This window comes from Mycobacterium sp. E802, assembly GCF_001666875.1.
Taxonomy (GTDB): domain Bacteria; phylum Actinomycetota; class Actinomycetes; order Mycobacteriales; family Mycobacteriaceae; genus Mycobacterium.
Map to the genome: position 1 here is coordinate 39435 of NZ_LZJD01000130.1, position 16597 is coordinate 56031.

Consider the following 16597-nt stretch of genomic DNA (forward strand, 5'->3'; position numbering starts at 1 on the left):
CCCGTAAAGTTAACTGGCAAACCACATGTCGGCAGGTACGGGAATCGATGGGTCACAGACACGCCATGGCAACCGCCAGGGTCATGCGCACGGCGGCATTCACCGGGTGCGATTCACCGCACGGTGACGATGGCGTGCGGGCCAGGACCCGCCGCAGCGACCGGTCGCGCCAAGTTCATCACGGCGTCTTCGCGCAACGGCGGCAGCGCCGCTACGCCGGGCAACTGAAGTCCACGGCGGCCGCGGCCATCGACCGCTCTCCCTGGATGAACGATCGTGTGACCGTGCTGCGCCGTTTCCTGTCCGAACAGCACGGGTTGCATCTACCGCCGGAGCTGGCCCGGGTTCAGGTGGCCGGCCACGTCGAACTGCTCATCTCGGTGCTGCGGCTCGACCGCCAGGCCGCACGCCAGCTTGTCACCGACGACGTCCTGCGGGAGATCGCCATCGACATCGCGACCGCGGTCGCCTCGGAGTAGGGCGCCGACGTCGCGGCGCCGAGATCGACGTCAGGGTCGTTGGCTCGCGCGGAGCACAGCCCTGGTGTCGATCTCGATGAGACAGATCTAAAGCCTACGACGCCGCGAAGTCGACCGTACGCGCATCGCGTGCGCAGGCCGGGTGCCCCATTGCGGCCGAGACCTGCACTCCGTGCGGCCGACGCACAACGTATTCAAGAAACATCCCGACCGTGGCGTCGGCTCCAGGCGCGTCGTCACCAGTCAAAATGTCATCAGGCTCAGGTTCGCCGATCGCGCAGGCAGTTCCGATCACTGAGGCGGCCCACACTTTTCCACCCTCAGCTTCGACGAACAGGTTGGCGTACCCACCAACTGCGCGGATTCGGCCGAGCACGGTGGACCATCGCTCCTCGCTGAGCGCGACGATGACAGGAAACTCTCCGTCATCGTTCGTGACCTCAAGATCCACCTCAGCCAGCGCGCCACACGCCAGCTGCCAGTTCACCTCACGCCGGAAAGCGTCGAGCCGGGATTCGCTCATCAACATGCTCCCTTATGGACCTTCCGCCCGGATGATACGCGCACGAGTGTGAGATTCCCCCTCAACCTGCGCAAAAGCCAGCTGCACGTCGTCGATCGAATCTAGCCGAACAAAGCTTCGCGGGACCTCGCCATTTTGCGTGTGTAGATGGCAGTGGCCGTGGCAGCAATCGAAATACTCGACTGTCTCCCAACCCTCTGAGGTGAGGACTTGGACATTGATCACGAAGTCGGCAAGCCGACCGTTGAATCTCCACAGGAAAAATTGCAGACGGACGGTATTGGCTTCGTCGTAAGGTGATTCCCACTGCCTTGGAGGCCCGCACCGTCGACGCATCTGCTTTGCGTCGTACTGTCCCTGGGAAGACTCAATCTGACGGCTGGCTTCCCGCTGTGCCTTGCGCAGCTCGTGCCGACCCTGTTGCCCCCGCCGAACCATGCGGACACGATAGTCACAGCGATTTCCGGCGAAGTCGGCAAGCGAACATGCCCCGAAAGCAGCGACTCCGGGCGTATTACCTAGGCCTCGGGAGTCGATACAGGTGATCAATGGTGCGCCCGAAGGGATTCGAACCCCTAACCTTCTGATCCGTAGTCAGATGCTCTATCCGTTGAGCTACGGGCGCCTAGCGCTATTCAGTTGTGCGGTTGACAAGTCAACCGTGGCGGAGGCGAGAGGATTTGAACCTCCGGTCCCCGGTAAGGGGGACAACTCATTAGCAGTGAGTCCCATTCGGCCGCTCTGGCACGCCTCCTTTGAACTTCTGTGAGGGTACCGGACTCCGTCCTGTCGCCCGAAACCGCCGAGGGCACACAGTACACAGCCTCCCCTATTCTGGCCAAGTGAGTATCCGTCTGCGCCCCGAAATGGCCGATCTTCCGGCGTACGCACCAGGCAAAACGGTTCCGGGCGCAATCAAGATCGCGAGCAACGAAACCGTGCATCCGCCGCTTCCCAGCGTGCGCGAGGCGATCCTGAAGGCCACCGAGAACATCAACCGCTACCCCGACAACGGCTATCTTGACCTGCGCGAACACCTCGCCAAGCATGTCGATTTCGCGCCCGAGAACATCGCCGTCGGCTGCGGTTCGGTGAGCCTGTGCCAGCAGTTGATACAAATCACATCCACCGTGGGCGACGAAGTCGTGTACGGATGGCGCAGTTTCGAGATCTATCCGTTGCAGATCCGCACCGCGGGAGCGACGGGCGTGCCGGTCCCGCTACGTGACGAGACTCACGATCTCGACGCGATGCTCGCGGCCGTCACCGACCGCACCCGGCTGATCTTCGTGTGTAACCCGAACAACCCGACTTCCACCGTCGTCGACCCCGAGGCCCTGGCCCGATTCGTGGCGGCGGTGCCCGACGACATCCTGATCGTCCTCGACGAGGCCTACGTCGAGTACATCCGCGACCGGTGGGTCCCCGACAGCCTCGGGCTGGTGCGGGCCCACCGCAATGTGGTTGTTCTGCGCACCTTCTCGAAGGCCTACGGTCTGGCCGGTCTGCGGGTGGGCTACGCCGTGGCCGACCCGGAGATCGTCACCGCCCTGGGCAAGGTGTACGTGCCGTTCAGCGCCACCACCGTGTCGCAGGCCGCGGCCATCGCCAGTCTGGAGGCCGCGGACGAACTTTTGGCCCGCACCGATGCCGTCGTCGCCGAACGCACCCGCGTCAGCGACGCCTTGCGCGAGGCGGGTTTCGAGCTGCCGCCCTCGCAGGCCAACTTCGTCTGGCTGCCGCTCGCCGAACGCACCCTCGACTTCGTGGCCAGGGCCGCCGACAACCGCATCATCGTGCGCCCGTACGGTGAAGACGGTGTGCGGGTCACCATCGGTGCGCCGCATGAGAACGACGCCTTCCTGGAGTTCGCCAAACGCTGGAATGCGCCCGGTCTGGCCGGGCCTCGAACAGGAGACACCAAGTGACCGACGCACGCGGCACGTTCGATGGATTCGTCAGCCGCGAGGGGCAGATCCCCGACGCCGAACTCGACGCCTTCTGGGCCCTGCTCAAGCCGGCCGGCATCGACTTCATGCTCGGCGAGTGGAAGGGCGGCGAGTTCCAGACCGGGCACAAGGCCAACGGGTTCATGAAGAAGCTCAACTGGTTCGGCAAGACGTTCCACTCGGCCGGCGACGCCAAGCCCCTGGTGTGCCTCGACGCCGAGGGCAACAAGTTCTCCAACACCGAGGCGATGAAGGGCGAGGCCAGCCTGTGGCTGGAGGAGTTCCGCGGTGAGGTGACCGCCACCATGGTGTACGACGGAGCGCCCGTGCACGACCACTTCAAAGTGGTCGACGACAACACCGTGGTGGGCATCATGAACGGCAAGGGCGCCGTCGTCGACGGCCGCTACCTGTACTTCTACCTGCAGCGCGTCTAGGAGCGACCCATGGCTGACACGTACGAGTCCGTCTCCGTCGAGATCAAAGATCACGTCGCCCAGGTGACGCTGCTCGGCCCCGGCAAGGGCAACGCGATGGGCCCGGCGTTCTGGGCCGAGATGCCCGACGTGTTCGGCACTCTCGACGCCGACCCCGAGGTGCGCGCGATCGTGCTGACCGGGTCGGGCAAGAACTTCAGCTACGGCCTGGACCTGCCGGCGATGGGCGCCGAGATGCCCGGGCTGGACGCGGGTGCCGCCGATCGCGCCGGGTTCCACAAGCGGCTGATGAAGATGCAGGGCGCCATCACCGCCGTCGCCGACTGCCGCACCCCGACCATCGCCTCGATCCACGGCTGGTGCATCGGCGGTGGCGTGGATCTGATCAGCGCGGCGGACATTCGCTACGCCAGCGCCGACGCCAAGTTCTCGGTGCGCGAGACCAAACTGGCCATCGTCGCCGACGTGGGCAGCCTGGCGCGACTGCCACTGATCCTGTCCGACGGACACCTGCGCGAGCTGGTGTTGACGGGTAAGGACGTGGACGCGGCGCACGCCGAGAAGATCGGTCTGGTCAACGACGTGTACGACGACGCCGACGCCTCACTGGCCGCCGCGCACGCCACGGCCGCTGAGATCGCCGCCAACCCGCCGCTGACCGTCGCCGGGGTGAAGGACGTGCTCGACCAACAGCGGACCGCCAGGGTGGCCGAGAGCCTGCGCTATGTGGCGGCATGGAACTCGGCCTTCCTGCCGTCGAAGGATCTCGCCGAGGCGGTCACCGCGATGTTCCAGAAACGCCCGCCGCAGTTCACCGGGGAATAGGCGTCCACCCCAGTTCGGCTTTGGCCTTCGCATTCGACAGCGGCAGCCAGGTGGAGCCGAAGGCGGTCGCGGCGTACGGGGCGACGAGTTTGACCACCGACCGCGGCAGCGGCCACGGGCGGGGCCGGTTCCGCTTCGCGTTCAGTTCCCGGATGTAATCGCCGAAGGACTGCGGCCGGTCGTCGACGACGTTGTAGATCTGGCCGCCCCGGCCATTGTCGAGGGCATCGGCGGTGACGCGGGCGACGTCGTCGATATGCACCCAGGACAGCATCCCGTTACCGGTCATCGCCGGCATCGCCCACCAGGTGGCCAACCGGTGGAACATGTCGTCATGAGTGACGCCGGGGCCGTAGAAGACGCCGTAGCGCAACACGATTCCCTCGGTGGCACTCGTGCGCCCCGCGGCCAGCACGTTACGTTCCATCCCGCGCAACGCCTCCAGCATCTGTTCTCCACGCGGTGGCGGCGGACCGAAGTACGGGTCGGTTTCGTCGATCCGGTCCGGCCCGGCGGTCGGGTAGCCATACGCGAAGATCACCGACTCGGCGACCACCCGGCGCACCCCGGCCCGTTGCGCTGCGGCCACCAAGTTTCCCGCGCCGCGGCTCCACAGCTGCTTGGCCGGATCGAAGTCCTTGATCCGCATGGGGCCGAGCTTGGGCAGCGTGGTCAGCAGGCTCACCACGGCCTCGGGCTTGAATTCGCCCACTACCGAGTCGATCTGATGGGCGTCGAGCACGTCGACCACCACGGGTTCGGCGCCTTCGGCGGAGATCTGCGCGGCCTTGCCCGACGAGCGCGTCACCCCGATCACCTCGTGACCACGTGCATTGAGTTCCCGTAGCAACGGGATTCCCGGGACGCTCGTCGCACCGGCCACCAGGACACGCATCTATCGCTCCCTGTCGTCAGACAGGCCGGCCCGCAAGGCGATTGTCAACAGCACCGTGGTGAACACCAGGCCGCCGGCTTCCAGCCAGCCGACCCAACTGCCGGCGGCATGGTCGGTGTCGACCAGATGGCTCAGCGCGTGCAACGCCCAGTGCGCGGTGGCGAAGGCCAACGCCGGCACTCGCCAGCTACGCCATCTGAGCGCGGCCAGCATCAGTAAACCGAGCGGCAGTTCGAAGGACGCATTGTCGAAGATGTAGTGGTCGTTGCGCGTGCCGAATGCACCGAGGGTTTCGAAAAACACGCCGGGGGCCACGAGCATGAACACGCCCAGCGCCACCGAGTAGACGCCGAACACGGCGAGGACCACTTCTGGGTAGCGCCGGGTGTGAGTCACCGGGCCCGCGGCGTTGGCCATGTCATCACGCTAACGCTGCAGTGGCCGCCGGCGTAGCGCGTCAGTGCGGCCTATTTGGCCGACTTGCGCTCAGCGAGCTTGTACTTCACAAGAGCGACCAGCGCCTTCGGATTACGGGCGAACGCGCCTGCAGCCTGCAAATACAACTTGGCCTTCTGCCCGAACGTCAGTTGCTGCTCTTGTTCCGTCACTAACTCTCCCCTATCCGACAGATGTGACCGAACAATAGCGTGCGCCGTCAGGAGGCCGCACCGACCTCCTGGCGCTGGCGCTTCTCCTCGTAGAACCGCGCCCGCTCGTCGAGTGCGTCGAGGAACTGGGCGAGCTCCTCCCGGGCCTTCTCCCCCTCGGGCCCGAAATCGGTTCTGTCGAACACGCGCCAGAAGCGCAGGACGGGCTGCAGCACGTCGTCGTGGTGGACCCGCAGATCGTAGATCCCGGCTTTGGCGATGGTGATCGCGTTCGAGGCGAAGTCGGTCATGCCGATGCCCGGCATGGCGAAGTTCAACACCTCGTCGCGGATGGCCGCCATCGCGGCGTCGGGCGCGATGTCCAGCGCGGCCGCCATGAGATTGCGGTAGAAGACCATGTGCAGGTTCTCGTCGGTCGCGATCCGGGCGAGCAGCTGATCGGCGATCGGGCAGCCCGAGGCTCGCCCGGTGTTGCGATGCGACACCCGGGTGGCCAACTCCTGGAACGACACATAGGCCATCGCCGCCAGCGGCGTCTTGTCCCCCGAGTCGTACCCGGCGACCGTGTGCTCCATCCGAAGCCGTTCCAGGGCAACGGGATCCACCCCACGGGTGACGACGAGGTAGTCACGCAACGCGATACTGTGCCGGCCTTCCTCTGCCGTCCACTGCCCGACCCAGCTGCCCCACGCGCCATCACGAGAGAAGCGGGTGGCGATCTCCCGGTGATACGACGGCAGGTTGTCCTCGGTGAGCAGGTTGACCGTCATGGCCACCTTGGCGACCGGGTCCAGCGGCGAATCCTCCGGCCGCCAATCCTCGCCGCCGAGGAAGCCGAAGTCACGTCCACGACTCCATGGCACATAGTCGTGCGGGAACCATTCCCGCGCCATCGACAGATGCCGGTCGAGGTTGCTCGCGACAACCGGTTCGAGTTCGTGGAGCACTCCGCTCTGGGCGTCCATTCCTGTCCTCCCATTTCCTTCAACGCGTCCGATCTCAACCTACGCTACCGTAGGTTACGGAACCGTAGGTTAGGTTTCGCGCCGATTTCTACCGCAGGGTCGCTTGACCTCGACGAGTACCGCCCAGACGTAGGAAACGGCGCAGCGATCCTCGACCTCACGTAGACCGAACCTGGTGTGCTGCCGTCGCATCCACCTGCGAGTGGAACTCGATCGATAAGGTCACTCGCATGTGCACACGAGTCATCTGGCCGGACACCGGCGGCAAGACCGGGAACTCCGTCTTGGTCGGCAGGAACATGGACTTCCACAGGGATCTGATGAGCAATCTGTGGAAGCAGCCCCGCGGCGTAGAGCGTGACGACGCCGTTTCGGGCAAGCTCACCTGGACCTCCCAATACGGCAGCGTCGTGGCCACGGCCTTCGACATCACCTCCGTGGACGGGATGAACGAAGCGGGACTGGCGGGGCACATCCTGTGGCTGGCCGAGTCCGACTACGGCAAGCCGGACGACTCGAGACCCCAACTCGGCCAAGCTATCTGGCTGCAGTACTTCCTCGACAACTTCGCCACCGTCGCCGAGGCCGTCGCCTGGATCGCCCAGACCGATGTGCAGGTGGTGCAGATGGACGACCCCACCGGCGGCGCCCGCCCGGGCCTGCACCTGGCACTCGACGACGCGACCGGCGACTCCGCGATCGTCGAGTATGTCGACGGGCACGCACGGGTGTACCACTCGAAGGAGTTCACGGTGATGACGAACTCGCCGACCTTCGATCGGCAGCTCGAGCTGGTGAAGTCGTTCACCGGTCTCGGCGGTGACCAACCGCTCCCCGGATCTACCCTGGCCAGTGACCGATTCGCCCGGGCGAGCTACTACGCCGAGCGGCTCCCCACCCCGAACACCCAGGTCGAGGCCATCGCCGGCATGTTCTCGGTGATCCGGAACGCCGCACAGCCCTTCCGCATCCCCGACCCCGGCAAACCCGATGCCTCACAAACCATTTGGCAGACCGTCCTGGACCTGACCAACAAGCGGTACGTCTATGAGTCCACCACCCGACCCAACATCGTGTGGGTCGACCTCGCCGATCTCGACTTCTCCGAGGGCAGTCCACAGCTCAAGCTCGACCTCACGAGCAAGCTGTCCATCGAGGGCGGCATCGCGGGAAACGTCGCCGACAAGTTCGAGGACGACGGCCCCTTGACGTTCCTGTCCGTGAAGATCATGGAGGCACTGGAGGCCTACCCGAAGCACGCAACCTGATGGCGGTGGCGGAGGGATTTGAACCCCCGGACGGTGTTAGCCGTCTCTCGCTTTCAAGGCGAGTGCATTAGGCCGCTCTGCCACGCCACCGCCGACAAGAGTACGGGGTGTCAGACCCGACCGATGTGAGCGGGCGGCGATCCGTTCTTCAACGCGACGCTGATGCGCCGGCAATTCTCCCCCATCGCGGCGATCTGCGGACGGGAGAGCCGGCCGAGAAAGTGCGCGCGGACGCCTTGTCCGTAGGTCACCATCGCCTCACGCACAGCAGCTCGGCCTTCTTCGGTGATGGAGGCGACCACCCCGCGTCCATCGTCGGGACTGGCGCACCTGGTCACCAGGTTCTGCACTTCCAAGCGGCGGATCTGGCGAGTCACCCGGCTGGGCAGCGACATCAGGCGTTCGGCCAGATCGCCCATGCGCGCAGAGCCGGTCGGTGACTTGTCCAAGATGTCGAGCAGGCGCACATCGTTGAGTGTCAGGTGATGCGCGTCCACCAGCGACCGATTCAAGGTCGCGTACATACGTAAGGCCGAGTCCAGATAGTTCTGCCACGACCTCTGCTCAGCGATGTCCAGGCCCGGCATGTCGCCAGCCGTGCGCCCCGCAATCATCCCCACCATGGGCGCAATCGTAAGCGACGTAAGTATTGCTGCGCGGCCGAAACCGGATGCTTGTAGCGTTGAATAAATGCATGCAATTGTGGCCTCCTCGGAGGGGCATCTGACCTGGGAAAACGTCGCTGATATCGCTCCAGCAAACAATGAGGTTTTGATCAGGGTCCATGCAACGGGCGTGAACCGGGCGGACTTGCTACAGGCCGCCGGCAAGTACCCGCCCCCACCAGGGGCCAGCGAGATCATCGGGCTGGAAGTAGCAGGCACCATCGCCGCTGTCGGCGCCGACGTCGCCGACTGGTCAGTTGGGCAACCGGTATGTGCATTGCTTGCCGGTGGCGGCTACGCCGAGTACGTCGCGGTGCCGGCAGCGCAGGTGCTGCCAGTGCCAGATGGCGTTGCTCTGACCGCCGCTGCGGGTCTGCCCGAGGTGGCCTGCACGGTGTGGTCGAACCTGGTGGACACCGCAGGCTTGTCCGCAGGTCATCTTCTGCTGCTGCACGGCGGCGCCAGCGGTATCGGCACCCACGCCACCCAGGTGGCTCGCGCACTCGGCGTCCGGGTCGCCGTGACCGCCGGCTCGGCCGAGAAACTCGCGCTGTGCCGCGAGCTGGGCGCCGACGTGACGATCAACTACCGCGACGAGGATTTCGTCGAGCGGATACGCACCGAGAGCGGCGGGGCGGGCGCCAACGTGATCCTCGACATCATGGGTGCGGCCTACCTCGACCGCAATGTCGACGCACTCGCCGACGGCGGCCGGCTGGTGATCATCGGCATGCAGGGCGGGATCAAGGGAGAACTCAACATCGCCAAGCTGATCGGCAAGCGCGCGGGGGTGATCGGCACGGCTCTGCGCTCCCGCCCGGTCGACGGCCCCGGCGGTAAGGCCGGGATCGTCGCTGCGGTGGTGGACAACGTCTGGCCGATGATCGCCGACGGGCGGGTGCGCCCGATCATCGGCGCGGAACTTCCCATCGACCAGGCCCAGCGAGCCCACGAACTGCTGGCCTCGGGCGAGGTGGCGGGAAAGATCGTCCTGACGGTCTAACCCAACGAGGCCAGGGCCCGCACCAGCTGATCCACCTCGGCACCCGTCGAGTAGTGCGACAGCCCGACCGTCACCGCGCCGCCGATGTCGTTCACACCGATCACGTCGAGCACCCGCGAGCTGGCATTCGAGATCGCCAGGATGCCGTTGTCGGCCAACCGCTGCACCACCCGCTCGGCGGGGATGTCACGCACGACGAAGCTGAGCACGGGAATCTGGGACTCGGGCCTGCCGATCACCATCACCAGCGGCAGTGAGCGCAGCGAGGCGACCAGGTACTCGAACAGCCGGTCCAGGTACGCGCCGGCCGACTGCATCGACACCGCGAGCCGTTCACGTCGCGAGCCGCTGGCCGTGTCATCCAGGTTGGACAGGTACTCGATGCTGGCCACCACCCCGCCCAGCAGGCCGTACTGGTGCATCCCCACCTCGAGGCGGGCTGGACCGGTGGCCTGCGGGTTCAGCGATACCGAACCCAACGAATCGATCGTGGCGGGGTCGCGGAACACCAGGGCCCCCACCGGCGGGCCACCCCAGGGCACCGCGTTGAGCGCGACGACGTCGGCATCGATCTCGTTGATGTCGATGAGCCGGTACGGCGCCGCCGCCGAGTGGTCGACGACGACCATTCCGCCAACCTCGTGGGTGAGCTTGGTCACCTCGCTCAGATCGGTGACCGTGCCCAGGGTCGACGAGGCCGAGGCGATCGCCACCAGCCGAGTCGGCTTGTCGATCAACCCCTCCCACTGCCACGACGGCAGTTCGCCGGTTTCGATGTCGACCTCGGCCCACTTGACCTTGGCGCCATAACGATTCGCCGCCCGCAGCCACGGGGCGATATTTGCCTCGTCGTCCAGGCGGGTGACCACCACCTCGTAGCCGAGCCCGACGCGGCTCGAGGACGCCTCGGCCAGAGAAGTCAGCAGCTGTGCACGATCTGCACCCAGCACCACGCCGCGAGGATCGGCATTGACCAGATCCGCCACAGCCTGGCGGGCGGCGGCCAGGACTGCCGCGCTGCGGCGGGCCGACGGGTGCGGTCCGACAGCGGTGGGCATCGAGCCGCGAAAGGCGGTAGAGACCGTCGTCGCGACGGAATCGGGCACCAACATGCCGTTCTGGGCATCAAAGTGAACCCACCCATCGCCCAAAGACGGGTGCAGACCCCGCACCCGGGCGACGTCGTATGCCATGCCAGCCACCTTAGAGCGTCCGCAGATATCACAAACCGACACGATTTGGGGAGCGCCCGACGGCACGTTTGCACTTGGCGAGACCATGCTCGGACCGGGTCACCCTGGGCAGCCATACTAGTCCAGTGGGCTTCGGGTTCGGAGTGCTAATCGCACTGTTGTTGCTGGTGATCCCCGGGGCGCTGATAGCCAGGGTGGGCGGGCTGCCCGTGCCGATCGCGGTCGCGGCGGGCCCAGCCTTGACCTATGGCACCGTCGCGTTGATGATCGTCCCGCTCGGAGCGGTCGGCGTGCCGTGGAACGCGTGGACGGCTTTGTTTGCTGTGGTCCTGGTTTGCGCGGTTGCCGCCGGGTTGCGCAGGCTCCTGGCCCGCTATCGCGACCCGGACGCCGAAGCGTCGGGAGTGGCAACGCGTCCGGCCTTGCTGGTGGCGTCCGGCGTACTTCTCGGCGCCGCGCTGATCGGCGCGGCGGCGCTCACCGGACTGGTGCACTGGCAATCAGTGCCCAGCACCTGGGATTCGGTGTGGCACGCCAACACCATCCGGTGGATTCTCGACACCGGGCAGGCCTCGCCCACCCACATGGGTGAACTGCGCAACGTCGAGACCCACGACGCGCTCTACTACCCGTCGGCCTTCCATGCCTTGGCCGCCGTCTACTCCCAGCTCACCGGCGCCGCCGCGACCACCGCCTACACCGTCAGTTCGGTCGCCGCGGCGGTATGGCTGTTCCCGGTCAGCGCCGCGGTACTGACGTGGAAGATCGTCCGCCCGCGCACCAGCGAGGTGCGCTCAGCCGTCGCGGCGGCCACTGCCGGGGCGCTGGCCGCCTCGTTCACCGCGCTGCCCTACGTCGAGTTCGATGTGGCGGCAATGCCCAACCTGGTCGCCTACGGGCTCGCGGTGCCGGTGTTCGCGCTGATCGCCTCGACGCCGGCACACCGCGACCGCATCGGCTTGGCCGTGCTGGCCACCGTCGGCGTCTTCTCCGTGCATCTCACCGGCGGTGTGGTGACCGTGTTGCTGGTCGGCATCTGGTGGCTGGCCGACGCCCTGTGGCACCCGGTCCGCGGTCGGCTGACCGACTTCCTGGCCTTGTCCGCAGTCGCCATACCCGGCCTGCTGATCCTGCTTCCGCAGTTCCTCAGCGTGATCGGGCAAACCGACATCATCGTCGGGCACGCCTTCGTCAACCACCTGGGTAAGAAGTTCTCGCTGTTCGCCGCGGTCTTCCAGCACACCCGTCACCTCAACGACTTCCCGATCCAGAACGCGATCCTGGCGTTGGCCGCCATCGGCGGACTGGTCCTGCTGTTCAAACGGATCTGGTGGTCCGTGGTGGTTTGGCTGGTCCTGATCGCCTCGATCGTGCATTCCGGCGCGCCCTTCGGCGGGCCGCTCGGGGTGATCACCGGCACGTTCAGCGATCTGTTCTACAGCGATCCGCGCCGGCTGTCGGCCGTGGTCGCCATGCTCTACGCACCGATGGCCGCGATCGGCCTGTGCACCGTGGTGCTGCTCGCCGCGATGCTGGCGCGGCGGGCCGGGGCACGCCCCACGTGGATCAGGGCGACGGCCGCCGTGGCGCTCGTCGCCACCGCCGTCGGGCTGGCCTGGCACTACTTCCCCCGGCACCAGTACCTGTTCGGCCAGAAGTACGACTCGGTGATGATCGGCGCCAAAGACCTGGAGGCGTTCGCCTATCTGGCCCAGCTGCCCGACGCGCACACCACCTTGATCGGCGACGCCAACACCGACGGCACCGCCTGGATGTACGCGGTTTCCGGGCTGCACCCGCTGTGGACCCACTACGACTACCCGGTGCAGCAAGGGCCCGGGTATCACCGGTTCATTTTCTGGGCATACGCAGACGATGCCGACACCGATCCGCGAGTTGCTGAGGCAGTCGACGCGCTGAACATCCGCTACGTGATCACCAGCACCCCGGTGGTCCGAGGTTTCGTCATGCCGGACGGACTAGTGTCGCTAGAACGCTCACGGTCGTGGGAGAAGATCTTCGACAACGGTGAGGACCGCATCTACCGCTGGCATGGCGAGAACGCGGCAACCAGGGCGACGAACTGACGAGCCAAAGGAAAGGCCATGACCATCAACCCCGACGACGACAACATCGAGATCCTGGCCAGCACGGCCGGTGAGTCCGATGCCGACGCTGACGGCAAGTCGCTGACCGACCTCGTCGAACAACCGGCGAAGGTGATGCGCATCGGCACCATGATCAAGCAATTGCTGGAGGAGGTGCGGGCAGCTCCGCTCGACGAGGCCAGCCGCAACCGCCTGCGCGACATCCACCGGACCAGCATCAGTGAGCTCGAGGACGGCCTGGCACCGGAGCTGCGAGAAGAACTCGAGCGGCTGACGCTGCCGTTCACCGACGACAGCGTCCCCTCGGACGCCGAGCTGCGCATCGCCCAGGCACAGCTGGTCGGCTGGCTGGAAGGACTCTTCCACGGCATCCAGACGGCATTGTTCGCCCAGCAGATGGCCGCCCGTGCCCAGCTCGAGCAGATGCGTCAGGGCGCCCTCCCGCCGGGGCTGCAGGGCCCGGGCGGGCAGCGCGGCGGCCCGTCGCACCCCGGCACCGGCCAGTACCTGTAGGTCTGCGTTGTCCGATCCGTACATCTCGACGCGTGAAGCGTGGGTTGAGTTCCCTATCTTCGACGCCAAGACGCGTTCGCTGAAGAAGGCGTTCCTGGGCAAGGCCGGCGGCGCCATCGGACGAAACGAGTCCAACGTCGTCGTGATCGAAGCGCTCCGCGACATCACGATGTCACTGAAGATGGGCGACCGAGTCGGTCTCGTCGGCCACAACGGCGCCGGGAAATCCACACTGCTGCGGCTACTTTCGGGAATCTACGAGCCGACGCGGGGCTCGGCCACGGTGAGCGGCCGAGTGGCCCCGGTGTTCGATCTCGGCGTCGGGATGGACCCGGAGATCTCCGGATTCGAGAACATCATCATCCGCGGACTGTTCCTCGGGCAGACGCGCAAGCAGATGCTGGCCAAGGTCGACGAGATCGCCGAGTTCACCGAGCTCGGCGAGTACCTGTCGATGCCACTGCGCACCTACTCGACCGGTATGCGCGTGCGCCTGGCGATGGGCGTGGTCACCAGCATCGACCCCGAGATCCTGCTGCTCGACGAGGGCATCGGCGCGGTGGATGCGGAGTTCCTGAAGAAGGCACAATCGCGGCTACAGAGCCTGGTGGAACGGTCCGGAATCCTGGTGTTCGCCAGCCATTCCAACGAGTTCCTGGCCCGGCTGTGCAAGACCGCGATGTGGATCGACCACGGCACGATCCGGATGACCGGCGGCATCGAAGAGGTCGTCGGCGCCTACGAGGGTCCCGATGCGGCCCGGCACGTGCGTGAGGTGTTGGAGGAAACGGCTCGTGGCGCCTGACACCGTCATCGATGAGCGCTCGCGCGAAGAGCAGACCGTCATCGCCGTCATCGTCACGCACCGGCGGCGTGAGCTGCTGGCCAAGTCACTGGCCGCGGTGGCCGGGCAGGACCGCAAGCCCGATCACTTGATCGTCGTCGACAACGACGACGACGACGCGGTGCGGGAGCTGGTCACCGGACAGCCGGTGCCCTCGACGTACCTCGGCTCGCGTCGAAACCTCGGTGGCGCAGGCGGTTTCGCGTTGGGCATGCTGCACGCATTGGCCTTGGGCGCCGACTGGATCTGGCTGGCCGACGACGACGGCCGTCCCGCCGACGACACCGTGCTGTCGACCCTGCTGGCCTGTGCGGAGCAGTACAGCCTGGCCGAGGTGTCCCCGATGGTGTGCAACCTCGACGAGCCGCAGCGGTTGGCCTTCCCGCTGCGCCGCGGGCTGGTCTGGCGGCGGTTGGTCAGCGAACTACGCACCGAAGGCGAGGGCGACCTGCTGCCCGGCATCGCCTCGCTGTTCAACGGCGCCCTGTTCCGGGCCGCCACAGTGGAGGCCGTCGGGGTGCCCGATCTGCGCCTGTTCGTCCGCGGTGACGAGGTGGAGTTGCACCGGCGCCTGGTCCGCTCCGGCCTGCCGTTCGGAACGTGTTTGACCGCAAGCTATCTGCATCCGTGTGGCACAGACGAGTTCAAACCGATCCTCGGCGGACGGATGCACACCCAGTACCCCGACAACGACACCAAGCGGTTCTTCACCTACCGCAACCGCGGCTACCTCCTGGCCCAACCCGGGTTACGCAAGCTGGTCCCGCAGGAGTGGGTGCGCTTCGGCTGGTACTTTCTGGTGTCCCGCCGCGACCCCGCAGGTCTGCGTGAATGGATTCGTCTGCGGCGGTTGGGCAGACGCGAAAGGTTCCAGAGATGAGCTTTACCGACGCGGCGTCCGACTCCAAGACGATGACCCGGGCGGTTCGCGACCTCACCGAGGGCTTCGGCAAACGCGAACTGTGGCTGCACCTGGGTTGGCAGGACATCAAGCAGCGCTACCGACGCAGTGTGCTGGGGCCGTTCTGGATCACCATCGCCACCGGCACCACCGCGGTGGCCATGGGCCTGCTGTACTCGAAGCTGTTCAAGCTGCCGCTCGAGGAGCACCTGCCCTACGTCACGCTCGGGCTGATCATCTGGAACCTGATCAACGCCTCCATCCTCGAAGGCTCCGAGGTGTTCATCGCCAATGAAGGCCTGATCAAACAACTTCCGACACCGCTGTCGGTGCATGTGTACCGCTTGGTGTGGCGGCAGATGATCCTGTTCGGACACAACATCGTCATCTTCGTCGTGATCGCGATCATCTATCCCAAACCGTGGAAATGGGTTGATCTGGCCGTCATCCCGGCGCTCGGGCTGATCGTGCTGAACTGCGTGTGGGTGTCGATCTGTTTCGGCATCCTGGCCACCCGTTACCGCGACATCGGTCCGCTGCTGGCGTCAGTGGTTCAGTTGTTGTTCTTCATGACCCCGATCATCTGGAACGAATCCACACTGCAGCAGCAGGGCGCCGGTTCCTGGGCCAAGATCGTCGAGATCAATCCCTTGCTGCATTACCTCGACATCGTGCGGGCCCCGCTGTTGGGTGCCGATCAGGAGGTGCGGCACTGGCTGGTGGTCCTGGTGCTCACGGTGGTCGGGTGGGGCTTCGCCGCGATCGCCATGCGGCAGTACCGTGCCCGCGTCCCGTACTGGGTGTAGGCCACTACCCATCGCCAGGGTTGGGGCCGAACACGAATCGGCGGCCGGAGATCTCCCTCGGCTCGATACGCACATACCGACGCTTCGTCGTGGACAGCCAGGACAGTAGTTGGGCCTGTTCGGCTTCGGCGATCTCGGCCGGCGTCTCAAGAAGGTGCGGCACGCCGCGCACGATCACACTCCAGCCGCCGACGACAGTGTGATCGTCGACTTCGAACAGCACGCGGTCGCTGAGCAGGGTGCTGATCAACTTGGTGCCCTCAGCGGTCCGGAACAGCACGGTGCGACGCTGCGCGACGAAGTTGACCGGGAAGATCTCAAGCCGGGTGCCGATCGTCGAGACCAGACGGCCCAGGGTCACACTCGACAGCAGTTGCCAACACTCGTCTTCCCCGAGCACGGAAACCGGGCCCTGCGGCGTCATGGGGCAACCCTAACCGCCAGATAGCAATCGGCGCGCCAGGCTTCCGCAGAAGCAAGACGCGCCGACTGATTGTTTCTGTTGGTTATGTGCTCAGTTCATGTGCTCAGTTCATGAGCTCAGTTCATGTTCCAAGGCTCGCCGTAGGTGGTGACGCTGTCACCGGTGGAGGCGATCAGCCGGGCGAACGGCCG

Annotated in this window: 19 protein-coding genes, 3 tRNA genes and 1 pseudogene; 11 read left to right on the top strand and 12 right to left on the bottom strand. The window is 65.8% G+C overall.

Annotation, left to right across the window (positions count from 1 at the left end; genetic code table 11):
• Nucleotides 1–65: 65 nt before the first annotated feature.
• Nucleotides 66–479, top strand: coding sequence for a hypothetical protein (locus A5699_RS18980; protein ID WP_231965763.1), 414 nt, complete (start codon nucleotides 66–68; stop codon nucleotides 477–479).
• Nucleotides 480–573: 94 nt separating this feature from the next.
• Here A5699_RS18980 and A5699_RS18985 read toward each other — a convergent pair whose 3' ends face one another.
• The 3 genes from A5699_RS18985 to A5699_RS19000 form a co-directional block, all read right to left on the bottom strand.
• On the bottom strand, nucleotides 574–1002 hold the full coding sequence (locus tag A5699_RS18985) for a hypothetical protein (protein ID WP_157561336.1): 429 nt from the start codon (nucleotides 1000–1002) through the stop codon (nucleotides 574–576).
• Nucleotides 1003–1551: 549 nt separating this feature from the next.
• Nucleotides 1552–1627: transfer RNA gene (locus tag A5699_RS18995), tRNA-Arg, on the bottom strand.
• A 37-nt stretch (nucleotides 1628–1664) separates the two neighbouring features.
• Nucleotides 1665–1756: transfer RNA gene (locus A5699_RS19000), tRNA-Ser, on the bottom strand.
• Nucleotides 1757–1844: 88 nt separating this feature from the next.
• Between A5699_RS19000 and hisC the strand changes: the two genes are divergently transcribed.
• Genes hisC through A5699_RS19015 form a run of 3 tightly spaced genes read left to right on the top strand, consistent with a single transcriptional unit; the run spans nucleotide 1845 to nucleotide 4213 of the window.
• Nucleotides 1845–2930 carry a histidinol-phosphate transaminase gene (gene hisC / locus A5699_RS19005; protein ID WP_067772177.1) on the top strand — a complete coding sequence of 362 codons (1086 nt, stop codon included), beginning with the start codon at nucleotides 1845–1847 and terminating at the stop codon, nucleotides 2928–2930.
• Nucleotides 2927–3388, top strand: a complete 462-nt coding sequence (locus tag A5699_RS19010; RefSeq protein WP_067772179.1) for a DUF4334 domain-containing protein — start codon at nucleotides 2927–2929, stop codon at nucleotides 3386–3388. The genes hisC and A5699_RS19010 overlap by 4 nt, the downstream gene beginning before the upstream one ends.
• Before the next feature lie 9 nt (nucleotides 3389–3397).
• Complete coding sequence (locus tag A5699_RS19015) at nucleotides 3398–4213, top strand: crotonase/enoyl-CoA hydratase family protein (RefSeq protein WP_067772182.1); 816 nt, start codon at nucleotides 3398–3400, stop codon at nucleotides 4211–4213.
• Here A5699_RS19015 and A5699_RS19020 read toward each other — a convergent pair.
• The 4 genes from A5699_RS19020 to A5699_RS19030 are packed head-to-tail and all read right to left on the bottom strand — an operon-like array spanning nucleotide 4200 to nucleotide 6681.
• The gene (locus tag A5699_RS19020; protein WP_067772185.1) at nucleotides 4200–5108 is read right to left on the bottom strand and encodes an NAD(P)-dependent oxidoreductase; all 909 of its coding nucleotides are present in this window, start codon (nucleotides 5106–5108) and stop codon (nucleotides 4200–4202) included. The two genes, A5699_RS19015 and A5699_RS19020, sit on opposite strands and share 14 nt — an antisense overlap.
• Nucleotides 5109–5525, bottom strand: a complete 417-nt coding sequence (locus tag A5699_RS19025; protein ID WP_067772188.1) for a hypothetical protein — start codon at nucleotides 5523–5525, stop codon at nucleotides 5109–5111.
• A 50-nt stretch (nucleotides 5526–5575) separates the two neighbouring features.
• Entirely contained in the window at nucleotides 5576–5716 is a 141-nt protein-coding gene (locus A5699_RS29285; RefSeq protein WP_157561337.1) for a hypothetical protein, read from the bottom strand.
• Nucleotides 5717–5763: 47 nt separating this feature from the next.
• Nucleotides 5764–6681 carry an acyl-ACP desaturase gene (locus A5699_RS19030; RefSeq protein WP_067772191.1) on the bottom strand — a complete coding sequence of 306 codons (918 nt, stop codon included), beginning with the start codon at nucleotides 6679–6681 and terminating at the stop codon, nucleotides 5764–5766.
• Nucleotides 6682–6911: 230 nt separating this feature from the next.
• On the opposite strand from A5699_RS19030, the gene A5699_RS19035 reads away from it, so the two are divergent.
• Nucleotides 6912–7949, top strand: coding sequence for a linear amide C-N hydrolase (locus tag A5699_RS19035; protein ID WP_067772194.1), 1038 nt, complete (start codon nucleotides 6912–6914; stop codon nucleotides 7947–7949).
• Here A5699_RS19035 and A5699_RS19040 read toward each other — a convergent pair.
• Nucleotides 7950–8039, bottom strand: a tRNA-Ser gene (locus A5699_RS19040).
• Between the two features lie 20 nt (nucleotides 8040–8059).
• Nucleotides 8060–8572 (bottom strand): MarR family winged helix-turn-helix transcriptional regulator, encoded by a 513-nt coding sequence (locus A5699_RS19045; RefSeq protein WP_067772198.1) that lies wholly within the window; start codon nucleotides 8570–8572, stop codon nucleotides 8060–8062.
• 67 nt (nucleotides 8573–8639) lie between these two features.
• On the opposite strand from A5699_RS19045, the gene A5699_RS19050 reads away from it, so the two are divergent.
• Nucleotides 8640–9617 carry an NAD(P)H-quinone oxidoreductase gene (locus A5699_RS19050; RefSeq protein ID WP_067772201.1) on the top strand — a complete coding sequence of 326 codons (978 nt, stop codon included), beginning with the start codon at nucleotides 8640–8642 and terminating at the stop codon, nucleotides 9615–9617.
• Here the strand turns inward: A5699_RS19050 and A5699_RS19055 are convergent.
• On the bottom strand, nucleotides 9614–10810 hold the full coding sequence (locus tag A5699_RS19055; protein WP_067772206.1) for a cysteine desulfurase-like protein: 1197 nt from the start codon (nucleotides 10808–10810) through the stop codon (nucleotides 9614–9616). The genes A5699_RS19050 and A5699_RS19055 overlap by 4 nt on opposite strands.
• 125 nt (nucleotides 10811–10935) lie before the next feature.
• Here A5699_RS19055 and A5699_RS19060 point away from each other — a divergent pair, with 125 nt between their 5' ends.
• Genes A5699_RS19060 through A5699_RS19080 form a run of 5 tightly spaced genes read left to right on the top strand, consistent with a single transcriptional unit; the run spans nucleotide 10936 to nucleotide 15982 of the window.
• Nucleotides 10936–12897: a DUF6541 family protein gene (locus A5699_RS19060; protein WP_067772209.1), complete on the top strand. Its 1962-nt coding sequence runs from the start codon at nucleotides 10936–10938 to the stop codon at nucleotides 12895–12897.
• Between the two features lie 18 nt (nucleotides 12898–12915).
• Nucleotides 12916–13431, top strand: a complete 516-nt coding sequence (locus A5699_RS19065) for a bacterial proteasome activator family protein (protein WP_067772212.1) — start codon at nucleotides 12916–12918, stop codon at nucleotides 13429–13431.
• 7 nt (nucleotides 13432–13438) lie between these two features.
• Nucleotides 13439–14236: an ABC transporter ATP-binding protein gene (locus A5699_RS19070; RefSeq protein ID WP_067772216.1), complete on the top strand. Its 798-nt coding sequence runs from the start codon at nucleotides 13439–13441 to the stop codon at nucleotides 14234–14236.
• A 7-nt stretch (nucleotides 14237–14243) separates the two neighbouring features.
• Entirely contained in the window at nucleotides 14244–15155 is a 912-nt protein-coding gene (locus A5699_RS19075; RefSeq protein ID WP_067772252.1) for a glycosyltransferase, read from the top strand.
• A complete protein-coding gene (locus A5699_RS19080; protein ID WP_067772220.1) occupies nucleotides 15152–15982 on the top strand; it encodes an ABC transporter permease in 831 nt (276 codons plus the stop codon). The genes A5699_RS19075 and A5699_RS19080 overlap by 4 nt, the downstream gene beginning before the upstream one ends.
• Before the next feature lie 4 nt (nucleotides 15983–15986).
• On the opposite strand, the gene A5699_RS19085 is transcribed toward A5699_RS19080, so the two are convergent.
• Both A5699_RS19085 and A5699_RS29290 read right to left on the bottom strand, forming a co-directional pair.
• Entirely contained in the window at nucleotides 15987–16406 is a 420-nt protein-coding gene (locus tag A5699_RS19085) for a pyridoxamine 5'-phosphate oxidase family protein (protein ID WP_067772223.1), read from the bottom strand.
• Nucleotides 16407–16522: 116 nt separating this feature from the next.
• Nucleotides 16523–16597, bottom strand: a pseudogene (locus A5699_RS29290) (MspA family porin); the annotation flags it as partial.

What these genes read in the sequence shown, in the direction of transcription:
- A5699_RS18985 (WP_157561336.1), bottom strand. Translation starts at nt 1,002, where the DNA reads ATGAGCGAATCCCGGCTCGACGCTTTCCGGCGTGAGGTGAACTGGCAG.
- A5699_RS19045 (WP_067772198.1), bottom strand. Translation starts at nt 8,572, where the DNA reads ATGGTGGGGATGATTGCGGGGCGCACGGCTGGCGACATGCCGGGCCTG.
- A5699_RS19050 (WP_067772201.1), top strand. Translation starts at nt 8,640, where the DNA reads ATGCATGCAATTGTGGCCTCCTCGGAGGGGCATCTGACCTGGGAAAAC.
- A5699_RS19035 (WP_067772194.1), top strand. Translation starts at nt 6,912, where the DNA reads ATGTGCACACGAGTCATCTGGCCGGACACCGGCGGCAAGACCGGGAAC.
- A5699_RS19030 (WP_067772191.1), bottom strand. Translation starts at nt 6,681, where the DNA reads ATGGACGCCCAGAGCGGAGTGCTCCACGAACTCGAACCGGTTGTCGCG.
- A5699_RS18980 (WP_231965763.1), top strand. Translation starts at nt 66, where the DNA reads ATGGCAACCGCCAGGGTCATGCGCACGGCGGCATTCACCGGGTGCGAT.
- A5699_RS19065 (WP_067772212.1), top strand. Translation starts at nt 12,916, where the DNA reads ATGACCATCAACCCCGACGACGACAACATCGAGATCCTGGCCAGCACG.
- A5699_RS19025 (WP_067772188.1), bottom strand. Translation starts at nt 5,525, where the DNA reads ATGGCCAACGCCGCGGGCCCGGTGACTCACACCCGGCGCTACCCAGAA.
- A5699_RS19020 (WP_067772185.1), bottom strand. Translation starts at nt 5,108, where the DNA reads ATGCGTGTCCTGGTGGCCGGTGCGACGAGCGTCCCGGGAATCCCGTTG.
- A5699_RS19055 (WP_067772206.1), bottom strand. Translation starts at nt 10,810, where the DNA reads ATGGCATACGACGTCGCCCGGGTGCGGGGTCTGCACCCGTCTTTGGGC.
- A5699_RS19015 (WP_067772182.1), top strand. Translation starts at nt 3,398, where the DNA reads ATGGCTGACACGTACGAGTCCGTCTCCGTCGAGATCAAAGATCACGTC.
- A5699_RS19085 (WP_067772223.1), bottom strand. Translation starts at nt 16,406, where the DNA reads ATGACGCCGCAGGGCCCGGTTTCCGTGCTCGGGGAAGACGAGTGTTGG.
- A5699_RS19080 (WP_067772220.1), top strand. Translation starts at nt 15,152, where the DNA reads ATGAGCTTTACCGACGCGGCGTCCGACTCCAAGACGATGACCCGGGCG.